General features: G+C 47.1%; 18 protein-coding genes, 1 tRNA gene and 1 riboswitch. Of the genes, 15 read left to right on the top strand and 4 right to left on the bottom strand.

The genetic code is table 11. The features are described 5' to 3' along the window. Positions 1–78: 78 nt before the first annotated feature. Complete coding sequence (locus BMW94_RS20350; protein WP_091000776.1) at positions 79–1,137, bottom strand: YkvI family membrane protein; 1,059 nt, start codon at positions 1,135–1,137, stop codon at positions 79–81. 205 nt (positions 1,138–1,342) lie between these two features. Between BMW94_RS20350 and BMW94_RS20345 the strand changes: the two genes are divergently transcribed. From BMW94_RS20345 to BMW94_RS20330, 4 genes are all read left to right on the top strand, one after another. Next, positions 1,343–1,924 carry a xanthine phosphoribosyltransferase gene (locus BMW94_RS20345; RefSeq protein WP_063564778.1) on the top strand — a complete coding sequence of 194 codons (582 nt, stop codon included), beginning with the start codon at positions 1,343–1,345 and terminating at the stop codon, positions 1,922–1,924. 98 nt (positions 1,925–2,022) lie between these two features. Beyond that, positions 2,023–2,352: a hypothetical protein gene (locus BMW94_RS20340; RefSeq protein ID WP_091000775.1), complete on the top strand. Its 330-nt coding sequence runs from the start codon at positions 2,023–2,025 to the stop codon at positions 2,350–2,352. Between the two features lie 123 nt (positions 2,353–2,475). After that, positions 2,476–2,694, top strand: a complete 219-nt coding sequence (locus tag BMW94_RS20335) for a hypothetical protein (protein WP_053783659.1) — start codon at positions 2,476–2,478, stop codon at positions 2,692–2,694. 117 nt (positions 2,695–2,811) lie between these two features. Further along, positions 2,812–3,141 (top strand): carboxymuconolactone decarboxylase family protein, encoded by a 330-nt coding sequence (locus BMW94_RS20330; RefSeq protein WP_091000774.1) that lies wholly within the window; start codon positions 2,812–2,814, stop codon positions 3,139–3,141. A 109-nt stretch (positions 3,142–3,250) separates the two neighbouring features. Here the strand turns inward: BMW94_RS20330 and BMW94_RS20325 are convergent, their stop codons facing one another. Then, entirely contained in the window at positions 3,251–3,715 is a 465-nt protein-coding gene (locus tag BMW94_RS20325; RefSeq protein ID WP_091000773.1) for a C40 family peptidase, read from the bottom strand. 5 nt (positions 3,716–3,720) lie between these two features. Further along, positions 3,721–3,852, bottom strand: a riboswitch (cyclic di-AMP (ydaO/yuaA leader). A 414-nt stretch (positions 3,853–4,266) separates the two neighbouring features. Between BMW94_RS20325 and pelA the strand changes: the two genes are divergently transcribed. Together pelA and BMW94_RS20315 are read left to right on the top strand one after the other, a co-directional pair. Then, positions 4,267–5,226 carry a pectate lyase gene (pelA, locus tag BMW94_RS20320; RefSeq protein WP_091000772.1) on the top strand — a complete coding sequence of 320 codons (960 nt, stop codon included), beginning with the start codon at positions 4,267–4,269 and terminating at the stop codon, positions 5,224–5,226. A gap of 116 nt (positions 5,227–5,342) precedes the next feature. Beyond that, a tRNA-Leu gene (locus BMW94_RS20315) sits at positions 5,343–5,426 on the top strand. Between the two features lie 198 nt (positions 5,427–5,624). Here the strand turns inward: BMW94_RS20315 and BMW94_RS20310 are convergent. Further along, positions 5,625–7,019: a glucuronoarabinoxylan endo-1,4-beta-xylanase XynC gene (locus BMW94_RS20310; RefSeq protein WP_139209375.1), complete on the bottom strand. Its 1,395-nt coding sequence runs from the start codon at positions 7,017–7,019 to the stop codon at positions 5,625–5,627. Positions 7,020–7,471: 452 nt separating this feature from the next. On the opposite strand from BMW94_RS20310, the gene BMW94_RS20305 reads away from it, so the two are divergent. The 9 genes from BMW94_RS20305 to BMW94_RS20265 all read left to right on the top strand — a co-directional run bounded on the left by BMW94_RS20305 (position 7,472) and on the right by BMW94_RS20265 (position 17,360). Continuing rightward, on the top strand, positions 7,472–8,815 hold the full coding sequence (locus BMW94_RS20305; protein WP_091000771.1) for an ABC transporter substrate-binding protein: 1,344 nt from the start codon (positions 7,472–7,474) through the stop codon (positions 8,813–8,815). A gap of 92 nt (positions 8,816–8,907) precedes the next feature. Further along, positions 8,908–9,789 (top strand): carbohydrate ABC transporter permease, encoded by an 882-nt coding sequence (locus BMW94_RS20300; protein WP_091000770.1) that lies wholly within the window; start codon positions 8,908–8,910, stop codon positions 9,787–9,789. After that, on the top strand, positions 9,789–10,613 hold the full coding sequence (locus tag BMW94_RS20295; protein ID WP_091000769.1) for a carbohydrate ABC transporter permease: 825 nt from the start codon (positions 9,789–9,791) through the stop codon (positions 10,611–10,613). The genes BMW94_RS20300 and BMW94_RS20295 overlap by 1 nt, the downstream gene beginning before the upstream one ends. 76 nt (positions 10,614–10,689) lie before the next feature. After that, a complete protein-coding gene (locus BMW94_RS20290; protein WP_091000768.1) occupies positions 10,690–11,679 on the top strand; it encodes a LacI family DNA-binding transcriptional regulator in 990 nt (329 codons plus the stop codon). Between the two features lie 214 nt (positions 11,680–11,893). Then, a complete protein-coding gene (locus tag BMW94_RS20285; RefSeq protein WP_091000767.1) occupies positions 11,894–12,826 on the top strand; it encodes an alpha/beta hydrolase in 933 nt (310 codons plus the stop codon). A 132-nt stretch (positions 12,827–12,958) separates the two neighbouring features. Then, entirely contained in the window at positions 12,959–13,915 is a 957-nt protein-coding gene (locus BMW94_RS20280) for a carbohydrate kinase family protein (RefSeq protein WP_091000766.1), read from the top strand. 11 nt (positions 13,916–13,926) lie between these two features. Then, positions 13,927–15,399, top strand: a complete 1,473-nt coding sequence (gene gtfA, locus BMW94_RS20275; RefSeq protein WP_091000765.1) for a sucrose phosphorylase — start codon at positions 13,927–13,929, stop codon at positions 15,397–15,399. 26 nt (positions 15,400–15,425) lie between these two features. Further along, on the top strand, positions 15,426–16,241 hold the full coding sequence (locus BMW94_RS20270; protein ID WP_091000764.1) for an alpha/beta hydrolase: 816 nt from the start codon (positions 15,426–15,428) through the stop codon (positions 16,239–16,241). Positions 16,242–16,448: 207 nt separating this feature from the next. After that, a complete protein-coding gene (locus BMW94_RS20265; protein ID WP_254790315.1) occupies positions 16,449–17,360 on the top strand; it encodes a divergent polysaccharide deacetylase family protein in 912 nt (303 codons plus the stop codon). Here BMW94_RS20265 and BMW94_RS20260 read toward each other — a convergent pair. After that, a complete protein-coding gene (locus tag BMW94_RS20260) occupies positions 17,335–18,108 on the bottom strand; it encodes an N-acetylmuramoyl-L-alanine amidase family protein (protein WP_091000763.1) in 774 nt (257 codons plus the stop codon). The two genes, BMW94_RS20265 and BMW94_RS20260, sit on opposite strands and share 26 nt — an antisense overlap. Between the last annotated feature and the right edge of the window lie 51 nt (positions 18,109–18,159).

Raw genomic sequence — 18,159 nt, 5'->3', positions numbered from 1 at the left:
GGGAAAGAAGCAAGCCGCTGTGCGAACAGCGGCTTTTTTATGTTTAGGGAAATGATGTTTCGCAACAAAAATACGTTGTTATAGGTGTTTGTTACGACCTCGAAAGCTTCCCCATCGATTCATTACTAATTTTGCCCCCCATATTAGTGCCAAACTGCCGAAAATGGGGTAAAGAATAGAGAGTAGGGAACTGAATCCAAACTGGCTGAGCGAATAACATAGCAGCATGATGGCCAGTATGAGTAGTTTGGGATGTACTTGAACATGCTGTCTGAGTTGGAGGGTCATTCCATAAATATCGGCTACAAACGTACTGAAGATTTCCATAAAAATCAGAGATACATAGATAGACTGGACTACCCATCCGAGTTGAAAGGCAATGCTGCCCATTGGAATTTCAAATTGTGTGATGCCAGGCATCTGGGCTGACATGGCGAAATGAGCTGCCATAAGCATGAATCCTACACCAATCCCGCCCAGAACGCCACCCCATTTGAGTACCTTTCGGCTACGAATCTGATTCCCCACCGGGACGAGTACAGCTTGGGCGAGTGCCAGGTTGAATGAAGTATACAACAGAGGAGATAACCAGACCTGGATTGGATTGCTGTCGGTGGTTAAAGTAATAAATCGGTTTGCGCCGGGATGATGTATGGTGCTGATAATCATAAGCAGGGATAGCAAAAGCATCATGGGCACCACGATACTGTTCATTTGCAGAATGGCCTGAATGCCCCGTCCAAGCAGCAGATATGTACCGATAAGGGTAACAATAAGTCCAGTCTGGTAATGAAGCCCCAGATGCTCTACAAAGACCGACCCGGCTCCTGCCAGCATGACGCTGTTTACTCCAATGAGAATCAGAAGGGTAACCCAAGTGATCCAGTTTCCTGCTTTATGACCGAATAGATGTTTGTTGAGATCTTCGTAAGAACGCGAGCCGGTATCATGGGCAATCAGCATCATTTTTGTACCTAACCAGACAAAAAGCATGGTGGATAAGCCAATGGTAATGGTGGCCCATTTGCCATACTGGGTAAAAAACTGCAATATCTCTTGCCCTGTTGCAAAGCCGGCTCCTACTACCGTTCCAATGTATGTAAATGCGATCTGCAGCACCCGAAATGCCTGTTTCATGCGTTTCCCCTCTCAGGCCCCTGGATAGTTTGGACATGCGGGTGCCATGGTACAAGGTATGCTTGACCCACCAAAGTCATGACAATTGAAGTGTGACAAAGGGTCATTTAACATGCTCTGAACAAGAGCAAAGGCAATTTCGCTTGAACTGATAGCCGGATCTATGATACTTTTACGTCATAGGAACGGCTTGGGAGGTCAAATTATGGAAGTATTGAAACAACGAATTTTACAAGAAGGTGTAGTCATGTCAGATCAGGTGCTTAAGCTGGATGGTCTGCTGAATCACCAGATTGATCCTGCATTGACGATGGAAATGGGACGGGAATTTGCCGCTCGTTTTCGTGAAAGTGGTGTAACTCGGGTCATTACAGTGGAGTCTTCCGGGATTCCGGTCGCCTTTGCTGCCGCTCATGAACTGGGTGTTCCGCTGGTATTTGCCCGACGCAAAAAAACACTTTTGGCTGACCCCGACGCCTACTGTGAAAGAGTACCTTCTTTTACCAAAGGGATTGTAACAGATATTATGGTGTCCCGTGAATATATTCATGAGAATGACCGTATTTTGTTTATTGACGATATCATTGCAAATGGCGATGCCGCTCGTGGTGTCATCAAAATTATCGAACGTTCGGGAGCGGAATTGGTTGGATTCGGTGTTGTGGTCGAAAAATGTTTTCAGGCCGGAGCGCGGACCATTCGTGAGCAGGGCATCCCGGTTGAAGCGTTGGTGCGCATTCGTTCACTGAACGATGGCACCGTGCAATTTGACGATAACGAATTGTGACTTTTTAAAGGAAATAGTGCCTATTTTTATAACAATGCCTTTGCATGACCGCTGATTTCATTTATAATGGGGTTATGTTAGGGAGAGGAGGCAACACCATGGGTAACCAACCGGCAACAGAACAATTTTTTATTGATAAGCTGGCGGAATCGAAAGTACATTTTGAGCGTGCCCTGGATTGTAAACATACGGAATTCGATGACCTTTATCCCTATATGATTGAACATCCTCAATTTTTCTGGTACAAACGCTACGTCGCCTGGTCAGAATTGCTGACGATTGTAGGCTTGTGCGAAGAGTTGTCCTTCTCTTGGAAAGAACAATTTACAGCGCATCAAGTGGAGTACCTTGAAGAACGTGTGATGTCCGCCAAAGTGCTTGATTTTTGGTTTGAGAAGAACGACAGCAAAGAGCACGCGCAGCGGTAACTTTCAGTCGGGACATACTTTCGAATGACATGACAGTCCAATACAGTCACGTGAGACCTAAATGACATTTCATTTAGGTCTCTTTTTGTAAATAATTTTTTTGGGAAAGTAGGCGCCGGGAATATGATTAGTGATGCAGAATTGGATGCACTGCGTTTATCGGGTGAAAAAGTAAGGGTAGTACGGGACGAGATTCAGTCCAATGATGTGACGGGCATTGTGGTGGCCTGGGACGGGGAGCAGGTGCTCATTCGCCGTCAGAATCGTCGTGTGGTTAAGCTTGACCGGAATTATCGGTATCAGTTGTTCAGCGAACCACGTAAGAGCCCGCTCGAAGAATAGGACATGCTTTTTTAGGTTCATTTACCATGGATGTTTTGGCATAATTGCACCTCCCGGGAGAAAAGATAGGTACAGTGAGAGCTTGTAACATATCAGCCGAGAGGATGTGCGGTAACCATGACATTGATGAATGATAAGGTTCATGCCTATAAAGATCAGATTGGTGAATTAAGCGACGTGCTGCCAGCTGTGGTAAAGTCTTATCATGAGTTCACTGGAGAGTGTTTTCAGGCAGGGGCGATTGATGCCAAAACTAAGCAGCTCATTGCGCTTGGCATTGGTTTGTTTGCAAACAATGAGGTATGTACGTTTTACCATGTGCAAGAGGCACGAGCCAAAGGAGCGACCGATCAGGAAATTATGGAGACGGTTGCTGTGGCTGGAGCGGTTGGCGGAGGGCATGCGTTGTCTCAGGGGGCAATGAGAGTACAGAAGGCTCTACATTAAGTATAGAAGTCTACAGCACATCGGAATTGTAAATAAAAGCCCCAAAACAAACAAAAAGGAGGTCCCGGATTCACCCGGAGCCTCCTTTTTGTGGTATATCAACTCAAACTTATATTTTGCCCAGCATTTTGTTATACATAAACTGTCCTGTTACCCGGCGTGCTGTTACATAACGATCGTTGAAGTAAGAATTGGATAAAGGAGTGATGCTGACACCCTTGCTGCTTGAAGCATGAGCGAATTGTCCGCCCCCGATATATACACCTGTATGTGAAATGCCATTGCCCATTGTATTAAAGAATACCAGGTCACCCGTACGCAGATTAGCTTTGGATACCGGCGTGCCGGCCTTCGCTTGCTGCTGGGAAGTGCGTGGTAATTCAATGCTATATTTGTTGAAAATATATCTCATAAATCCAGAGCAATCAAATCCGGCCAATGTCGTGCCGCCCCATTTGTAAGGTATGCCTGTCATGTTGTTAACGACGGTGTTAATACTGCTTGCCTCTGTGCTTGCTGCACCGGATGTAAATAGAACTGCTGCTCCAAAAATGGAGATGATAAGCTTTTTCAAAATGTTTGTTCTCCCTTCGATGCCTACGGAGTTAGCTAAGGGTTCGGTAGAAGGTTCCCTATATTTCCTATGTATAAGAATAATTCACCCAAAATGGTTCCCCCGTTTTCAAACATGAAACTCGGCAAATGAATAATTAAGTTTTTGTAACCTTTTGAAACTATATTGCATAAATGCGAAAATGTCAAACCGTTATTGAACGCTTCTTATCATCTCAATGTTAACGGAATTATCGCTATTTATGTAGAAATAACTCGAATATTGGGTTTTAATAGATGACAAAAAAGTAACTACTGTTTCAAATGGAAAAAAATTGGACAATTTATTGGCTTTCTCACATTTCGATTAAACGATACCTATAGGTTAAGACAAAGAATTTGTTACATATTGTTGCAAATATTGACAAAATTCATTGTTTTGCATAAAATTCTCTTTATCCAATCCACTTATTGGATGAAAAGAAATAGTTTGAGTTTAAAAACAAATATAAGGAGGATAGATGACGCAAGGAAAACCGTTTGCAGAAAATGAACTGGGGAGTGTTTTAAACAATGTTGAAGGCAAAAGTAAGTTTTGCATCTTTGGTTATGGCATGTACAATGGTATTCTCCGTTGTCGGAATGGTATTTCAGCCTACTGCTGAGGTATCTGCTGCAGACGCCTCTGGAACAACAGCAAGTATCTCAGATATTTTGAAGAATCAACGTCCAGATGGGGGATGGAAGAAGGATTACAAAGAAACAAGTGGTGAGTGGGCCAAATCTACGATTGATAACAAAGCTACATACTCAGAGATTAGAAGATTAGCCAAGGAATTTAAAAAGACGAATGATCCCCGTTATTCAGCTGCTGCCATCAAAGGAATCAACTTTTTGCTGAACATGCAGTATTCCAATGGGGGTTGGCCACAAGTATACCAAAGCTCCGGCTATCACAAGCACATCACCTTCAACGACGATGCCATGATTAATGTCATGTATATGCTGGATGAAGTAGGTACACGTAAAGGTGATTTCTCATTCATCGACAGCTCTCTTGCAGATCGCAGTAAAAAATCAGTTGCCAAAGGTGTAGAGGCTATCCACAATACCCAGGTTGTAGCGAACGGTAAACTGACTGCATGGGGACAGCAGCATGATTCCAGCTCCCTTAAACCTGCAGGAGCAAGGATTTATGAAGTGCCTTCTTTAAGTGCAGGGGAGAGCAGTACGATTGTAAAGTTTTTGAAAACAAGACCGGCTAACTCCAAAATTACTGCCTCCATCAAAGCGGCAGAGGCCTGGTTCAACAAAGTTAAAATTACTGGATACAAGTATGTCAGAGAAAACGGGGATAGCCAACTCGTAGCTGATTCAGGTGCAGCGCCAATTTGGGCACGTTTTTACGAAATTGGAACGGATAAACCAATCTTCGTAGGACGTGATGGAATGGTGAAATACAAACTCAGCGATATCGATAAGGAAAGAAGAGGCGGGTATGCCTGGTACGGCAACTGGCCTTCCAAAATCTGATTTATAAAAAGCTTTACACATTAGAAAAGGAATTATTTTTTTGTTGACACTAATTACCTGCACATGATATATTATTTCTTGTCGCCGCGATATAATTTCTCGGAGATAAGATATACGCGGTCGTGGCGGAATTGGCAGACGCGCACGGTTCAGGTCCGTGTGGGCTAACCCCCGTGGAGGTTCGAGTCCTCTCGACCGCATTATACTTAGTAATAATAAAAAGGCTTTCGATCTGCTTTTTCTAGCAGTTCGGAAGCCTTTTTATTATTTTATATTTTTAAAAGCTGGTCTCATTACTCTGGTTCCGTTCTTGTATACGTCGAGGTTCCTTGTCCCGCTCTTCGAGCGCAAAACGGATTTTCACAAGTTGTGGCTGTGGTAGCGCCATAGATGTCATTTCATTGGATCACCGCATCTGTATTCGCCTCACTATCGATGTAACTCGAATCGGTAATTCCCGGATCAATAGATTCGTTCTCCGAGCCGGTCACGTCGGTGCTTGATGTGATGGAACCGCCGGTGAGATTGGCTACGAAGGTCGTAACGCTTTGGGGTGGTAGCTGGGCTGTAAAGGCTTTATTGGTTACACTAATGGACGAACCGGCCTGCAGGTTTCGACTAACATCGGTTACCCAGGAGGAGACGGTAGAGGCGTTACCGTTTTGCAGCACAAACTTCTGATTTGCTGCTGAAGTACCACGGTTGATTGCCACGATAACAATTTTGTTATCACCTTTATAGGCAGAGACGAACGTGTTTGTATCCGGATTTTTAGTTGCGTCGACCCTTACATAACCTGGACGAACGAATTTGGAGAAATGAGCCATATTATAACCGCGTTTGCTGATCGTACCGTCTTCTTTCATCGGGCCATACTGTCTGCGGATATACCACCACACATAGGCCTGAAAGTCTGCCTCGACCATGGATTGGTGCATATGATAGGAAACATCCAGAGCCTCCGGCCAGCGATCGGCTGAGTTGCTGTCGCTGTTCGGATAGTACACCTCTGTCATCCACAGTTCTTTGCCTGCGCCTTTTTGCTTGAACAGTGGGTAAGGGAAGTTGCTGAACTGTGTACCGTACGTATGCGCACCCAGAATATCCATATTGGCGAGAGCTTGCGGATCATTCAGGATAGGATCAGACATATTTTTCAAATATTGAAAGGACTCCGGTGCCATGACTTTTGTATTGTTGATGGATCCTGCATTCTCCTTCATAAAGCGAAGCATTTCTTGTGGCGTCCACCATGTCCAATCATGAGCGTAATCCGGCTCATTTTGTACCGAGATGGCATACAGATTTACGCCGTTATTTTTCATATAGGTTACAAAGTCATTAAGATGCTGTGCATAAGCAGCGTACTTGTCGTATTTCAGCCTTTTGGCATTGGTATCTCCATTGCGATTAAACGTCTCAACCATATCGCTCGGAGGATTCCAGGGTGAAGCAAATACGATAGCGCCCTTTTCAATGGCACGTTTGGCTGTAGCCACCTCACGAGACCAGTTATTTCGGTCTGGATCAACGGAGATTCGGAGTACAGAGAAGCCAAGCTGATTCGTACCGTTCCCGAAGGCGGTTTCCCGCTGAGCTGCCGTCAGGTCTCCGATCCAGACGGGATGATTAATGCCTCCAAAACCGCGAATGACCTGTTTTTCTGCCGACAGATTCACGGTAACATCGCTTGCTGCCGACACCTGGGCAGGAGTTTGCACGGTTAGCATAAGAGGCAAAGCGGTTAAACAGGCCAAGACGACGCTGATCGTTCGTTTAAAACGTAAATTCATAATCCTCAACCTCCTCATAAAATATCAAATCCCTCAAAAACCTGAACACTTGACAAGTGCTGCTTCTAGGCTATTTCACAACCCGTGTAACCACCCCTTTCGTAAAGCCGATTTACCCGCAAGAAGTAATGAAGCATGGTTCCCCCAATGGAAGTATCATTCTTCGCATCGGATAGAAAAAAGAGTATACAAGAATGCGCTTTCACAACTAGCATCGCAGGAACCAATGATTGTTTTATTCTCCACAAATTTACATTATCCTGCAAGAAAATTGAAAATATTTACGAATACATCTGTTTTTGTCTCCGGATTTTACCGATACGTACGAACAAAAAAATGTATGTATAAAATTTGTGTCAACCGATTGACACATTGTATGTCAACCGGTTATCATAAGAACAAATCACAGATGTAAACGCATTCATAATGATGATCAGGGGGGAACTTTCAAGATGAAGAAGAAAATCACACCATTTATTAGCTTCTTGTTGCTGTTAACGTTGCTCACAGCTTGTTCGCAGGGCAAAGGGACGGGGGCAACGACTGAGAATCCGGAAACTTCGGGTGAAGCCGGGAAAGATGTCAAAATTACGTTCTTTAATACGTCTGCCGAAGTAAACTCTGTATTTGAAACTCTTTTTAAGAAATACCATGAGTTGCATCCCGAAGTGACCATTGAATTGATTCCTACTCCGATTGGCGGAGCACAGCTTGAAAAGTTCCAATCGTTGCTTGCATCAGGTAACCCGGCCACAATTGCGAATCTGGATCCAGGCACCATTTTGCAGTATCAAGACAAATTCCTGGATCTTGAATCGGAAAAGTCAACGTATGAACAGCTAACGAAGCAGGGAGCGGTAGAGGGTGCTTTGCTGGACGGAAAATTCCTCGGTATTCCATGGACGGCGCAAGGGTACGGGCTGCTGTATAACAAACGTGTAGTGGAGGAAGCCATCGGGGGAACCTTCGATCCGCAATCGATCAAGACCCGCGATGATTTGGAAGCGCTTTTTAAGAAGATTGAGGCTGCTGGAAAAGCTCCTATCATGCTTCATGGGGCGGATTGGTCCCTCGGTGCTCACTATTTGGGACTGACCTATTCCCTGCAATCCGACAGTGTGGATGAGAATCGCAAATTTGTGGATGGTTTGAAAGACGGTACTGTTTCATTGGCGGATAATGCCCCATTTAACGGCTTGATGGATACCTTCGATCTGCTGAAAAAATACAATGCCCGCAGCAAGGATCCGCTTGTAGCTGATTACAACAAGGATAGCGCTGATTTTGCCAAGGGCGAGGCTGCATTCTACTTTATGGGCGATTGGACATGGGCGGTCATCGGCACGCTGGAGGGCCGTGATGATGAATTCGGAGTCATTCCGGTACCGATCAGCAACAACCCTGAAGATTTCGGCAATACCCAAGTCGCTTATAGTGAGCCCAAATTATTTGCCATCGACAATTCGGGTTCCTCCGAAGCGCAGCAGGCTGCTGCAAAAGAATTTATCAAGTGGCTGGTGACCAGTGACGAGGGGCAGGAAGCTATCGTTTCTCAAATGGGTCTGTCCTTGCCGTACAAAGATGTCAAAGTAAAAGGCACCAACATTATAGCTGATGCAGTCAACCAATATGTAGATCAAGGAAAAGTGCTGAATATTGGCGTCATCAATTACCTGCCACAGGATTATTGGGCGAAGACAGGAGCATCCATGCAAAAGTATCTGGTGGATGTCATCGATCGAAAAGGACTTATCGATGAAGTTCAAGCCTATTGGGCTTCCCAGGCTGGCAAATAACGATTGAACAAAAGGCATATAGAGGGGATGAGCCTGAACATTAAAGGTTCGTCCCCCATATGTGAAGCCAGAGGGTAATCAAGGAGGTCAGCATGGACAGAAAACAGTTGATGAGAAACACCGGGACATTTTTGCTTTTTGGTGGCCCTTCCGTCATCGCCTTTACAGCAGTCGTTGTCATCCCTTTCATCTTAGGTCTTTACCTTACATTCACGAACTGGGATGTTCGCACAGCAGACAGCACGCTCATCGGTTTTTCCAATTATGTCGAGGTTTTTCAGGATAAAGTTTTTTTGGGCCAATTGTGGTTTACGCTGAAATATGTGTTTTTTACAGTCATTATTGCGAATGGTGCTGCCTTTTTCATCGCATTGGCACTTACAGGCGGGGGCAAAGGGGAACAGTGGCTGCGGACAGGCTTTTTCACACCCAATCTGATTGGCGGAATTGTTCTGGGATATTTATGGCAAACGCTTTTCTCACAGGTCATGCCCTATTTGGGAGAGAAATATGGATGGGCTTGGTTTGAAACGTCCTGGCTGACCAATACGGATACAGCCTTCTGGGCGCTGGTGATTACAACGTCATGGCAGTTGATCGGTTATCTAATGATTATCTACATCGCCGGCTTTTCCGGTGTCCCTAATGATGTGCTGGAAGCTGCCAGCATCGATGGAGCCAACAGAACGGCGATCATTCGTAGAATCATGCTGCCGCTCACTGTGCCTGCCATCGTAATCTGCATTTTCATTTCGGTTTCCCGGTCCTTTTTGACCTATGACATCAACCTTGCCTTGACCAAAGGCGGGCCGTTTAATTCCACCGAGCTGGCAACGTATCACATTGTGCAAAAAGCATTTTTGTCCAATCAATATGGGGTTGGTCAAGCTGAAGCGGTAGTGCTCTTCGCTGTAGTAGCGATTATCGCGCTTACGCAATCCTACCTTCTCAAGAAATTGGAGGTTGAATCGTAATGAAGAGCCGTCGATCTCTGCCAAACATAAAAACGCTGCTGCTGTATGTGCTGTTGCTTGTGTTCCTGACGCCCTTTTTAATGATTGTCATGAACTCGTTCAAGTCTACGCAGCAATTTGTCGAGAATCCATTATCGCTGCCCACAAGCTTTCAGTTTGGAAACTATGTTAGTGCATTTGAAAATATGGACTTTCTGCAAGGCTTTATGAATTCCTTGATCATTACCGTGCTGTCCGTGCTGTTCATTCTTATATTTTCTTCCATGACAGGATATTTATTTGTCCGGTTCAAATGGCGTATTAACGGCATCATTTTCTTTGTTATGCTGGCCTCACTGGCTTTGCCTTTCCAAGTGCTCATGATTCCGTTGGTGATGCTGTATGGCAACATGAATTTGCTGGACACGAAGGGGATTTTGCTGTTTATGTATTTGGGCTTTGGTGTGCCATTTGGCGTATTTACGTTTCATGGCTTTATCAAGGGTATCCCGTTTGAGCTGGAGGAATCTGCTTTTATTGAGGGCAGCTCCAGAGTGAGAACTTTTTTTCAGATCGTGCTCCCTCTCCTGAAGCCGGTGTTTGTAACACTCGTCGTTTTGGATGTGCTGTGGATTTGGAATGATTATTTGCTGCCGAGCCTGGTTCTGCTCTCGCCAGATCACAAGACGCTGCCTCTTTCAACGTATAACTTTTTCTCATCCTATTCGGTTGATTATGCTCCTTTAATGGCCGGGCTGATCATGACGATTGTACCGGTGCTGCTACTCTATCTGTTTCTGCAAAAGCAGATCATTCAAGGCATTACGGAAGGGGCTCTGAAATAGCGTTTGGTCATAATGGCTGAAAGAGGACGATGAAAGGTTTATAATTGGGTTAAAAAAGCAAGGTGGTTGTCAGGTTATGCCCAAAATCGAAGATGTTGCCAAACAGGCAGGAGTGTCCGTAACCACGGTGTCCCGTGTATTGAATAATAGAGGGTACATTAGTCAGAAAACGCGAGATAAAGTCAATCAGGTCATGAAACAGCTCAACTATCAACCCAATGAGATGGCGCGTGCCCTGTTCAGAAGAAAATCCAATATGATCGGTCTCATTATCCCGGATGTCTCCCACCCCTTTTTCAGTCAGCTGACGTATTATTTGGAGCATTATGCAGACGAGCGGGGCTACAAGTTGCTGCTCTGCAACTCCAATCGTGATGTGCTGAAGGAAGGCCAGTATATTGAGATGTTGAAAAAAAATCAGGTGGATGCCATCATCATGGGCAGCTCGGTACTCGATGTCGGTCATTATCTGGAGCTGAATCTGCCGATCGTATCCCTCGATCGCGAGGTAGCGAATCATATTCCGATGGTGTCTTCTGACAACCTCATGGGAGGCAAGCTTGCTACTCAGCTGCTTATTGAGAAAGGCTGCACACAGCCGGCTTTTGTCTATCGGGGTATCGGTGGTCCTCATCATCAGGCTCTGCTGGCAAACGGGAGGGCACAGGGATATGACGAGATGCTGGATGCCGCCGGGATGACCCCGATTCATTTGCAGCTGAATGCGGCCCTCGAAGATGAACAGGAGATTGAACAGGAGATTATGCGTTTGCTTCAGGGACATCCGGGGATCGATGGCATATTTGCGAGCAGTGATGTTATTGCAGCCGAGGTTGTTCAGGCCTGTCGCCAATGGGGAAAACAAATCCCGGCGGATATTCGTATTGTGGGTTATGACGATATCAAAATCGCTTCGCTCGTTACTCCGCGTCTGAGCACAGTCAGACAGCCTATTCGAGAGATGGGTGAACGTATCATTGATCTGATCATGAACCAGATTGAAGGAGAAGAGGTTCCCAAGATGAACATCCTTCCGGTGAAGCTGATCGAACGCGAGACGACATGAAAATGCACAGCTTTATGGAGAAAAGTCTGAAGACTTTTCCGTGCGACGATTATATCAACCGGTTGACATAAAATGACGTGGGGCAAAAAAAGGAGAAGCATTCTCCCCTCGTTTCAGCTTTGAAGGGCAGAGGGTCAGCATTCATTATTTTCATTTGAATTTTGCGTGTATTGACGAGCAATTTAGCGGTCTGATGGTGAATGGAGGAACAGAGATGGAATTTACGAGTCGGGTGCTCCCGGAATTACAGCAGAGTCTCAACACACTCGAAACGATTCGCCTGCCGGAAGAGCTTATGCAAGCCAGGGCGGTACAGCCGCCAATCGTTCAACAATCGGAAAATATATCTGTCTCGGATCTTCATATACCGGGCTGGCGGGGACAACCCTTGCGCATTCGAGTTTACAGACCGGTCCATCAGGGAGACAGACGGTTGCCAGCCTTGTTGTGGACTCATGGCGGCGGATACATTTTGGGAAGTGCTGAATCGGATGATGGTTTGTGTATGGAGTTTGTGCAAACTGCGGATTGCATTGTCGTGTCGCCGGATTACCGTCTGGCGCCGGAATATCCTTATCCGGCAGCGATTGAGGATTGTTACGCCGCTCTGCGTTGGATGGCAGAGTCTGCGGACGAATCGGGAATGAACATCAACCGGATCGCGGTTGGCGGCGCCAGTGCAGGCGGGGGACTTGCGGCGGCGGTGGCATTAATGGCACGGGATCGGAATGGGCCGGAGCTCTGCTTCCAGATGCCGCTCTACCCCATGATTGATCATCGTAACGTGACGCCATCCAGTTACGAGATTACACATCCTGCGGTTTGGAACCGGGCCAATAATCTGGCTGCCTGGCGGATGTATCTAGGGCAGGAGCAAGCCGGAGACGTGTCGCCTTATGCCTCTCCCAGCCTCGCTGACGATCTTACACGTTTACCCCCGGCATACATCTGTATTGGTCAGCTTGATCCCTTTCGTGATGAGACGATGGATTACGCAGTGCGTCTGGCACAGGCCGGGGTCGAGGTAGAATTCCACCTGTATCCGGGCTGTTATCATGCCTTTGAGCACGCGGCCCCCGATGCGGCGATTAGCAGGCGTGCCCGATTGGAGTATGTTCATGCCATGTCCAGAGCCTTGAACCGGTAAGCCTGGGAAAACCCGGATTTTTGAAAAAACAGAGCGCTTTAATTAAACTTTCTGGCAGGCATCATCAATACGATAGAATTATTTTACAAATTATGTGCAACATGAAAGCGTGCTTTTTCAAGGGGGAAGATTATGTTTGAGCTGGATAAAGGCATTCGTTTTGAAAATAAGTCCAATGATCTGCTGACGGTGGGTGAGCTGCTCGTCGATCTGATCTCGAATGAATATGATGTGAATTTCGACTGTGACGGCTACACCCGTTTTTTTGGCGGGGCTCCATCCAATATTGGCATCAATGTAAGCAAGCTGGGGGCGCGTTCCCACATCGCCTCGGCGGTCGGGGAGGACGGGTTCGGCACATTTCTGATCAATCACCTGCGCAGGGCAGGCATGGATACGAGCAACATTCAACGAGTGCACGAGGCCACAAGCGTGGTCGTCGTCACCAGAAGCAAGAATACGCCTGTACCGATATTTTATCGCGGAGCCGATTATCATCTGAACTTCGACCCGTCGCTGGAGCACGTTCTGAGCCATTCCAAAATCGTTCATTTTTCCTGCTGGCCCATCTCAAGAGCTCCTGCTCGCCAAACGGTGGAAAGAGTCATTGCCGAGGCCAAAAGCCACGGTGTGCTGATCGGTTTCGATCCCAATTACCATCGCATGATCTGGCAGCGGGGCGAGGACGGCATTGAATATGTGAAATCCATGATTTCACAGGTAGATGTGATCAAGCCATCGGAGGATGACGCCGAGCGCTTGTTTGGCAAGGCGGCTCCCGAGCGCCAATTGGAGCGATTTCTGGAGCTGGGTGCCAAAATGGTCATTATGACCCTGGGCAAGGACGGGGCTATCGTTTGTAATGGCAATGAAACTGTCTCATTTCCGTCCTGCGCTGACGAGATTGTGGATACAACAGGCGCAGGCGACGCATTCTGGTCCGGTTTTTATACCGCTTTGGTGAAGGGGCATACCGTCAGAAAGGCATTAGAGCTAGGTTTCGCTGTCAGTGCCTACAAGCTGAGATATAGCGGTGCTGTGGTGAACTTGCCGAGAATTGAGTCGATTAAGGAACAGTTTGGTTTATAGGAGGCTCTTGAATGACGACGTTAAAAAATAAAGTCCAATTAATTACGTATCCCGATTCCCTGGGTGGCAATCTGAAGGAACTGAATACCGTGCTGCACACTCATTTTTCAGATATTTTCACGGGAGGTGTGCACATCCTGCCCCCGTTTCCTTCATCAGGGGATCGTGGTTTTGCCCCGCTCACCTATTTGGAAATTGATCCAGCCCTTGGCTCCTGGGAAGATGTGCGATCCATTGGCGAGCATTTTGACATTCTGGTGGATCTGATGGTGAATCACATCTCGCAGCAATCACCCTATTTTCAGGATTTTCTCGCCAAGGGGCGATCGTCGGAATATGCCGATTTGTTTTTGACGCTTGACAAGCTGTGGACGGACGGAAAGCCGGACCAGGCCGATATCGACAAAATGTTTCTGCGGCGTGCCAAGCCCTACTCCACGTTTCGGATCGAAGAGAGCGGTGTGGAGGAGACGGTATGGACCACGTTTGGCAAAACCGATCCGTCGGAGCAGATTGATCTGGACGTGCGTTCCGAGCTGACCCGGCAGCTGCTTAGATCCTTCTTTGAAAATTTCAAAGAACAAAATGTCAAAATAGTAAGGCTGGACGCCGTTGGCTATATCATCAAAAAGCTTGGAACAAGCTGTTTTTTTGTAGAGCCGGATATTTATCTTTTTCTCGATTGGGTGAAGGAACTGGCAGATTCGCTTGACATTGAACTGTTGCCCGAGGTTCACGCGCACTACAGCACGCAATACAAGCTGGCAGACTACGGCTGCTGGATTTATGATTTTATTTTGCCTTATCGTGTGCTGGAGGCATTGGTTAATAGGAGCGCAGCAGAGCTGTGCCACTATTTGAAAACAAGGCCGGCCAAGCAGTTCACCATGCTGGATTGCCATGATGGCATTCCAGTCAAACCGGACCTGGATGGACTTATTGATACGGCAGAAGCCAGACGGCTTGTCGATGTCTGTCTGGAGCGCGGAGCCAATCTGAGCCTGATCCTGTCAGACGAGCACAAGGCAGAGGATGGCTTCGATGTGCATCAGATACGTTGCACGTATTACAGTGCGCTGGATCATAATGACGACGCCTATATGGCAGCAAGAGCCATTCAATTTTTTGCCCCGGGTATTCCCCAAGTTTATTATGTAGGGCTGCTTGCTGGTGAGAACGATGTGGAGCGAGTCAAGCTCACGGGTGAAGGCAGAGAGATTAACCGTCATAATTATACGTTGGAGGAAATTGAACAGGCGTTGGAGAAAGAGGTTGTGCAGCGTCTTCTGGGTCTCATCCGGTTTCGGAATTCACATGATGCATTCAACGGGCAATTCAGTGTGCTGGATGCGAGCGATGACGAGATTCGTCTGCAATGGAGCTATGGGGAGCAATACTGCACCCTGACAGTGAATCTCAACACCTATCAATCCGTTATTCGCTACAAGGATGAACAGGGACGCGAGGCAAACTATGTGATCTAATGATTTAATAAGGAGGCTTGATCATTATGGCTATGCTACAGGTTAACTTTTTCTCCAAGAGCTTGCGCAGAGAAGTCACGTTTAATGCCCTGCTGCCGGTAGATGCTCCGGTCATCCCCGGACAGCCTGACCCCGGTGCGGATCGGAAGCCGCTGAAGTCGCTCTATCTTTTGAATGGGTATTCAGGCAGTTACACCGATTGGATCAGCTACACGCGGATTCGGGAGCTCTCGGACAGGCACCGTATTGCCGTGTTTATGCCTGCTGGAGAAAATCACTTTTATGTCGACGACGAGGCCAAGGGTGATTTCTATGGTGAGTATGTCGGCAAGGAGCTGGTTGAATTTACACGCAGCCTGTTTCCCCTGTCCACCAGCCGAGAGGATACCTATATCGGCGGCTTATCCATGGGAGGATACGGCGCCATTCGCAACGGGTTGAAGTATGCGGAGCACTTCGGTCGCATCATCGCCTTGTCTTCAGCCATCCTGCCTTACAAAATTGCCAATGCATCACCTGGCTATAGCGACGGGGTTGCCAATTATGAATACTTCACGCGTGTGTTTGGCGATCTGGATCAACTGACAGGCAGCGACAATGACCCGGAAGCCCTGGTCATGCGGCTGAAGCATACCAACATTCCTGTGCCCGAAATATATATGGCATGTGGAACGGAGGACTTTTTACTGGATGTCAATCAACGTTTTCACGATTTCCTTAAACGGGAGAACGTCGATGTCACCTATATTGAGAGTGCCGGGGTTCACAACTGGGATTTCTGGAATGACTACATTCTTTTGGCACTGGAATGGGCAGCCGCGGATACCGAGTCTGTCCAGTAAACTATAAAATGACCTTCTTAGCCTCTTAGCCTTTCCGATATTTGTGAGCTTGAGCTTGATAAGAAAGAAAGCCTGTTCCAGCACTTAGAGCTGCGCAGGCTTTTTGCCTTGGTATCAAATTTTACCGCAGGGCGAACAGGGTGTCGCGTACATATTCCCTCCTCCATAATGAAACAATGAGGACAAGGACATAAGGAGGGATTCGCCATGAAAGAAAAAAAATCATATCAATATGTAATCTCTGCATTCTTCGCCTTGGCATTGCTGCTGCAGAGCTCAGGCGACATTGCGATTGCGACTGGTCTGGATATAGCGGACCCCAAGACCGCCACGGACATTCGGACATTGCCGGCCCGGCACACACCGGAGAATGGCAATATGAATGTGCAGTCCTCAGCCCAGCACAAACGAATGGCGATCATCATTGATGATGCGGGTAATGACATGAAAGGTACATCTGAAATTTTGGCGACCCCGGTTAAGTTAACGTTGGCCGTGATGCCATTCCTGCAAACGACGAAGAAAGATGCGATTGCGGCACATGAAAAAGGAATGGATGTGATTGTTCACATGCCGATGGAGCCTAATAAAGGCAGACCTGAATGGCTCGGTCCAGGTGCGATCACAGCCAATCTGACGGATGAGGAAGTCCGTGAGCGAGTGGAGAAAGCCATTGATGAAGTTCCTTATGCCGTCGGCATGAACAACCATATGGGTTCTAAAATTACATCTGACAAACGCATCATGTCCATTGTATTGGATGTATGTCGAGAGCGAGGGCTGTTTTTTGTGGATAGTCGTACCAATTTCCGCTCCGTGGTGGGGGAATTGGCCATCGCCAAAAATATGCCACCCGTCGGCAACGATATTTTTCTGGATGACCATAATTCCAAACAGCAAATTCGCAAGCAAATGGATTTGGCGGCAAAACGTGCGCTCGACAAGGATATGTGTGTCGTAATCGGTCATGTTGGCCATACCGGATTAAATACCTCTGCTGTCGTCCATGAATCCGTATCCCGGCTCAAAGGTCAGATTGAGTTCGTCGGTATTAGCGATCTGGTCCGAGATGTATGGCATTGGCAAGCTGAGCCTAAACTGCCGACAGATAATAAATAATACCGTTAGCAATGGACTGTGCAATCCGTTTCTGTTCGCCCGGGTCACTGATCATTGCGCGATCGCGTGCATTGCTCAGAAATCCGGTTTCAACAATTACAGCGGGTTGCTTCACATGGTTTAACAGGTAAAAGGGCTTGCCCCATACCACATCGCGCTCCGTCTCGTACAATTGATTAAGCTGATTCTGAATGGAACTTGCGAGCATGTAGCTGCGTCCTTCGTTCTGATGTAAAACAACCGGGCCTCGTGCAGCTGATCTTGGACTCCAGTTGGCATGGATACTGACGACGATGTCGGTGCTAACCTCTTCGCTAAGGCTTTTGCGTTGAGCCAAATCCCTGCGATGGCGTGAGCGACTGTTTAACCAGCGATTCTCGTCACTCAGCGCATAATCGCCGAGTCGGTTGATGATGACTGCATAACCCTTGCTGCGAAGCAGGAGATACACCTTTTGGCTAATGGCCAGGTTGATGTCTTTTTCCAGTACGCCATGGTCTGTTGTTCCACCGTCGATGCCGCCGTGACCAACGTCCAGAAGGATCACAGGAGCTGCAAACGCATGATGAGTGGAGTGATAGGCATCCCCATCGGTTACCGGCAGCATGGATGGGGTTATGGGTGATGGTTGTGAATGCAATGTAGGCAGATCGGTTAAGGCAAATTTTGCCGCGCTGGCATGAGAGATCAGGGGGATGCAACTGATGCTGATTAGCATTGCCATCGATGCGGCCAGCAGCTTATACATGAGAATACACGCTCCTTCTTGAAATAGGCATGTTATGCCATAAAGTAAGTG

The organism is Paenibacillus sp. OK003 (genome assembly GCF_900109515.1).
Lineage (GTDB): Bacteria > Bacillota > Bacilli > Paenibacillales > Paenibacillaceae > Paenibacillus > Paenibacillus marchantiae.
This window is presented reverse-complemented; position numbering and strand designations above follow the sequence as displayed.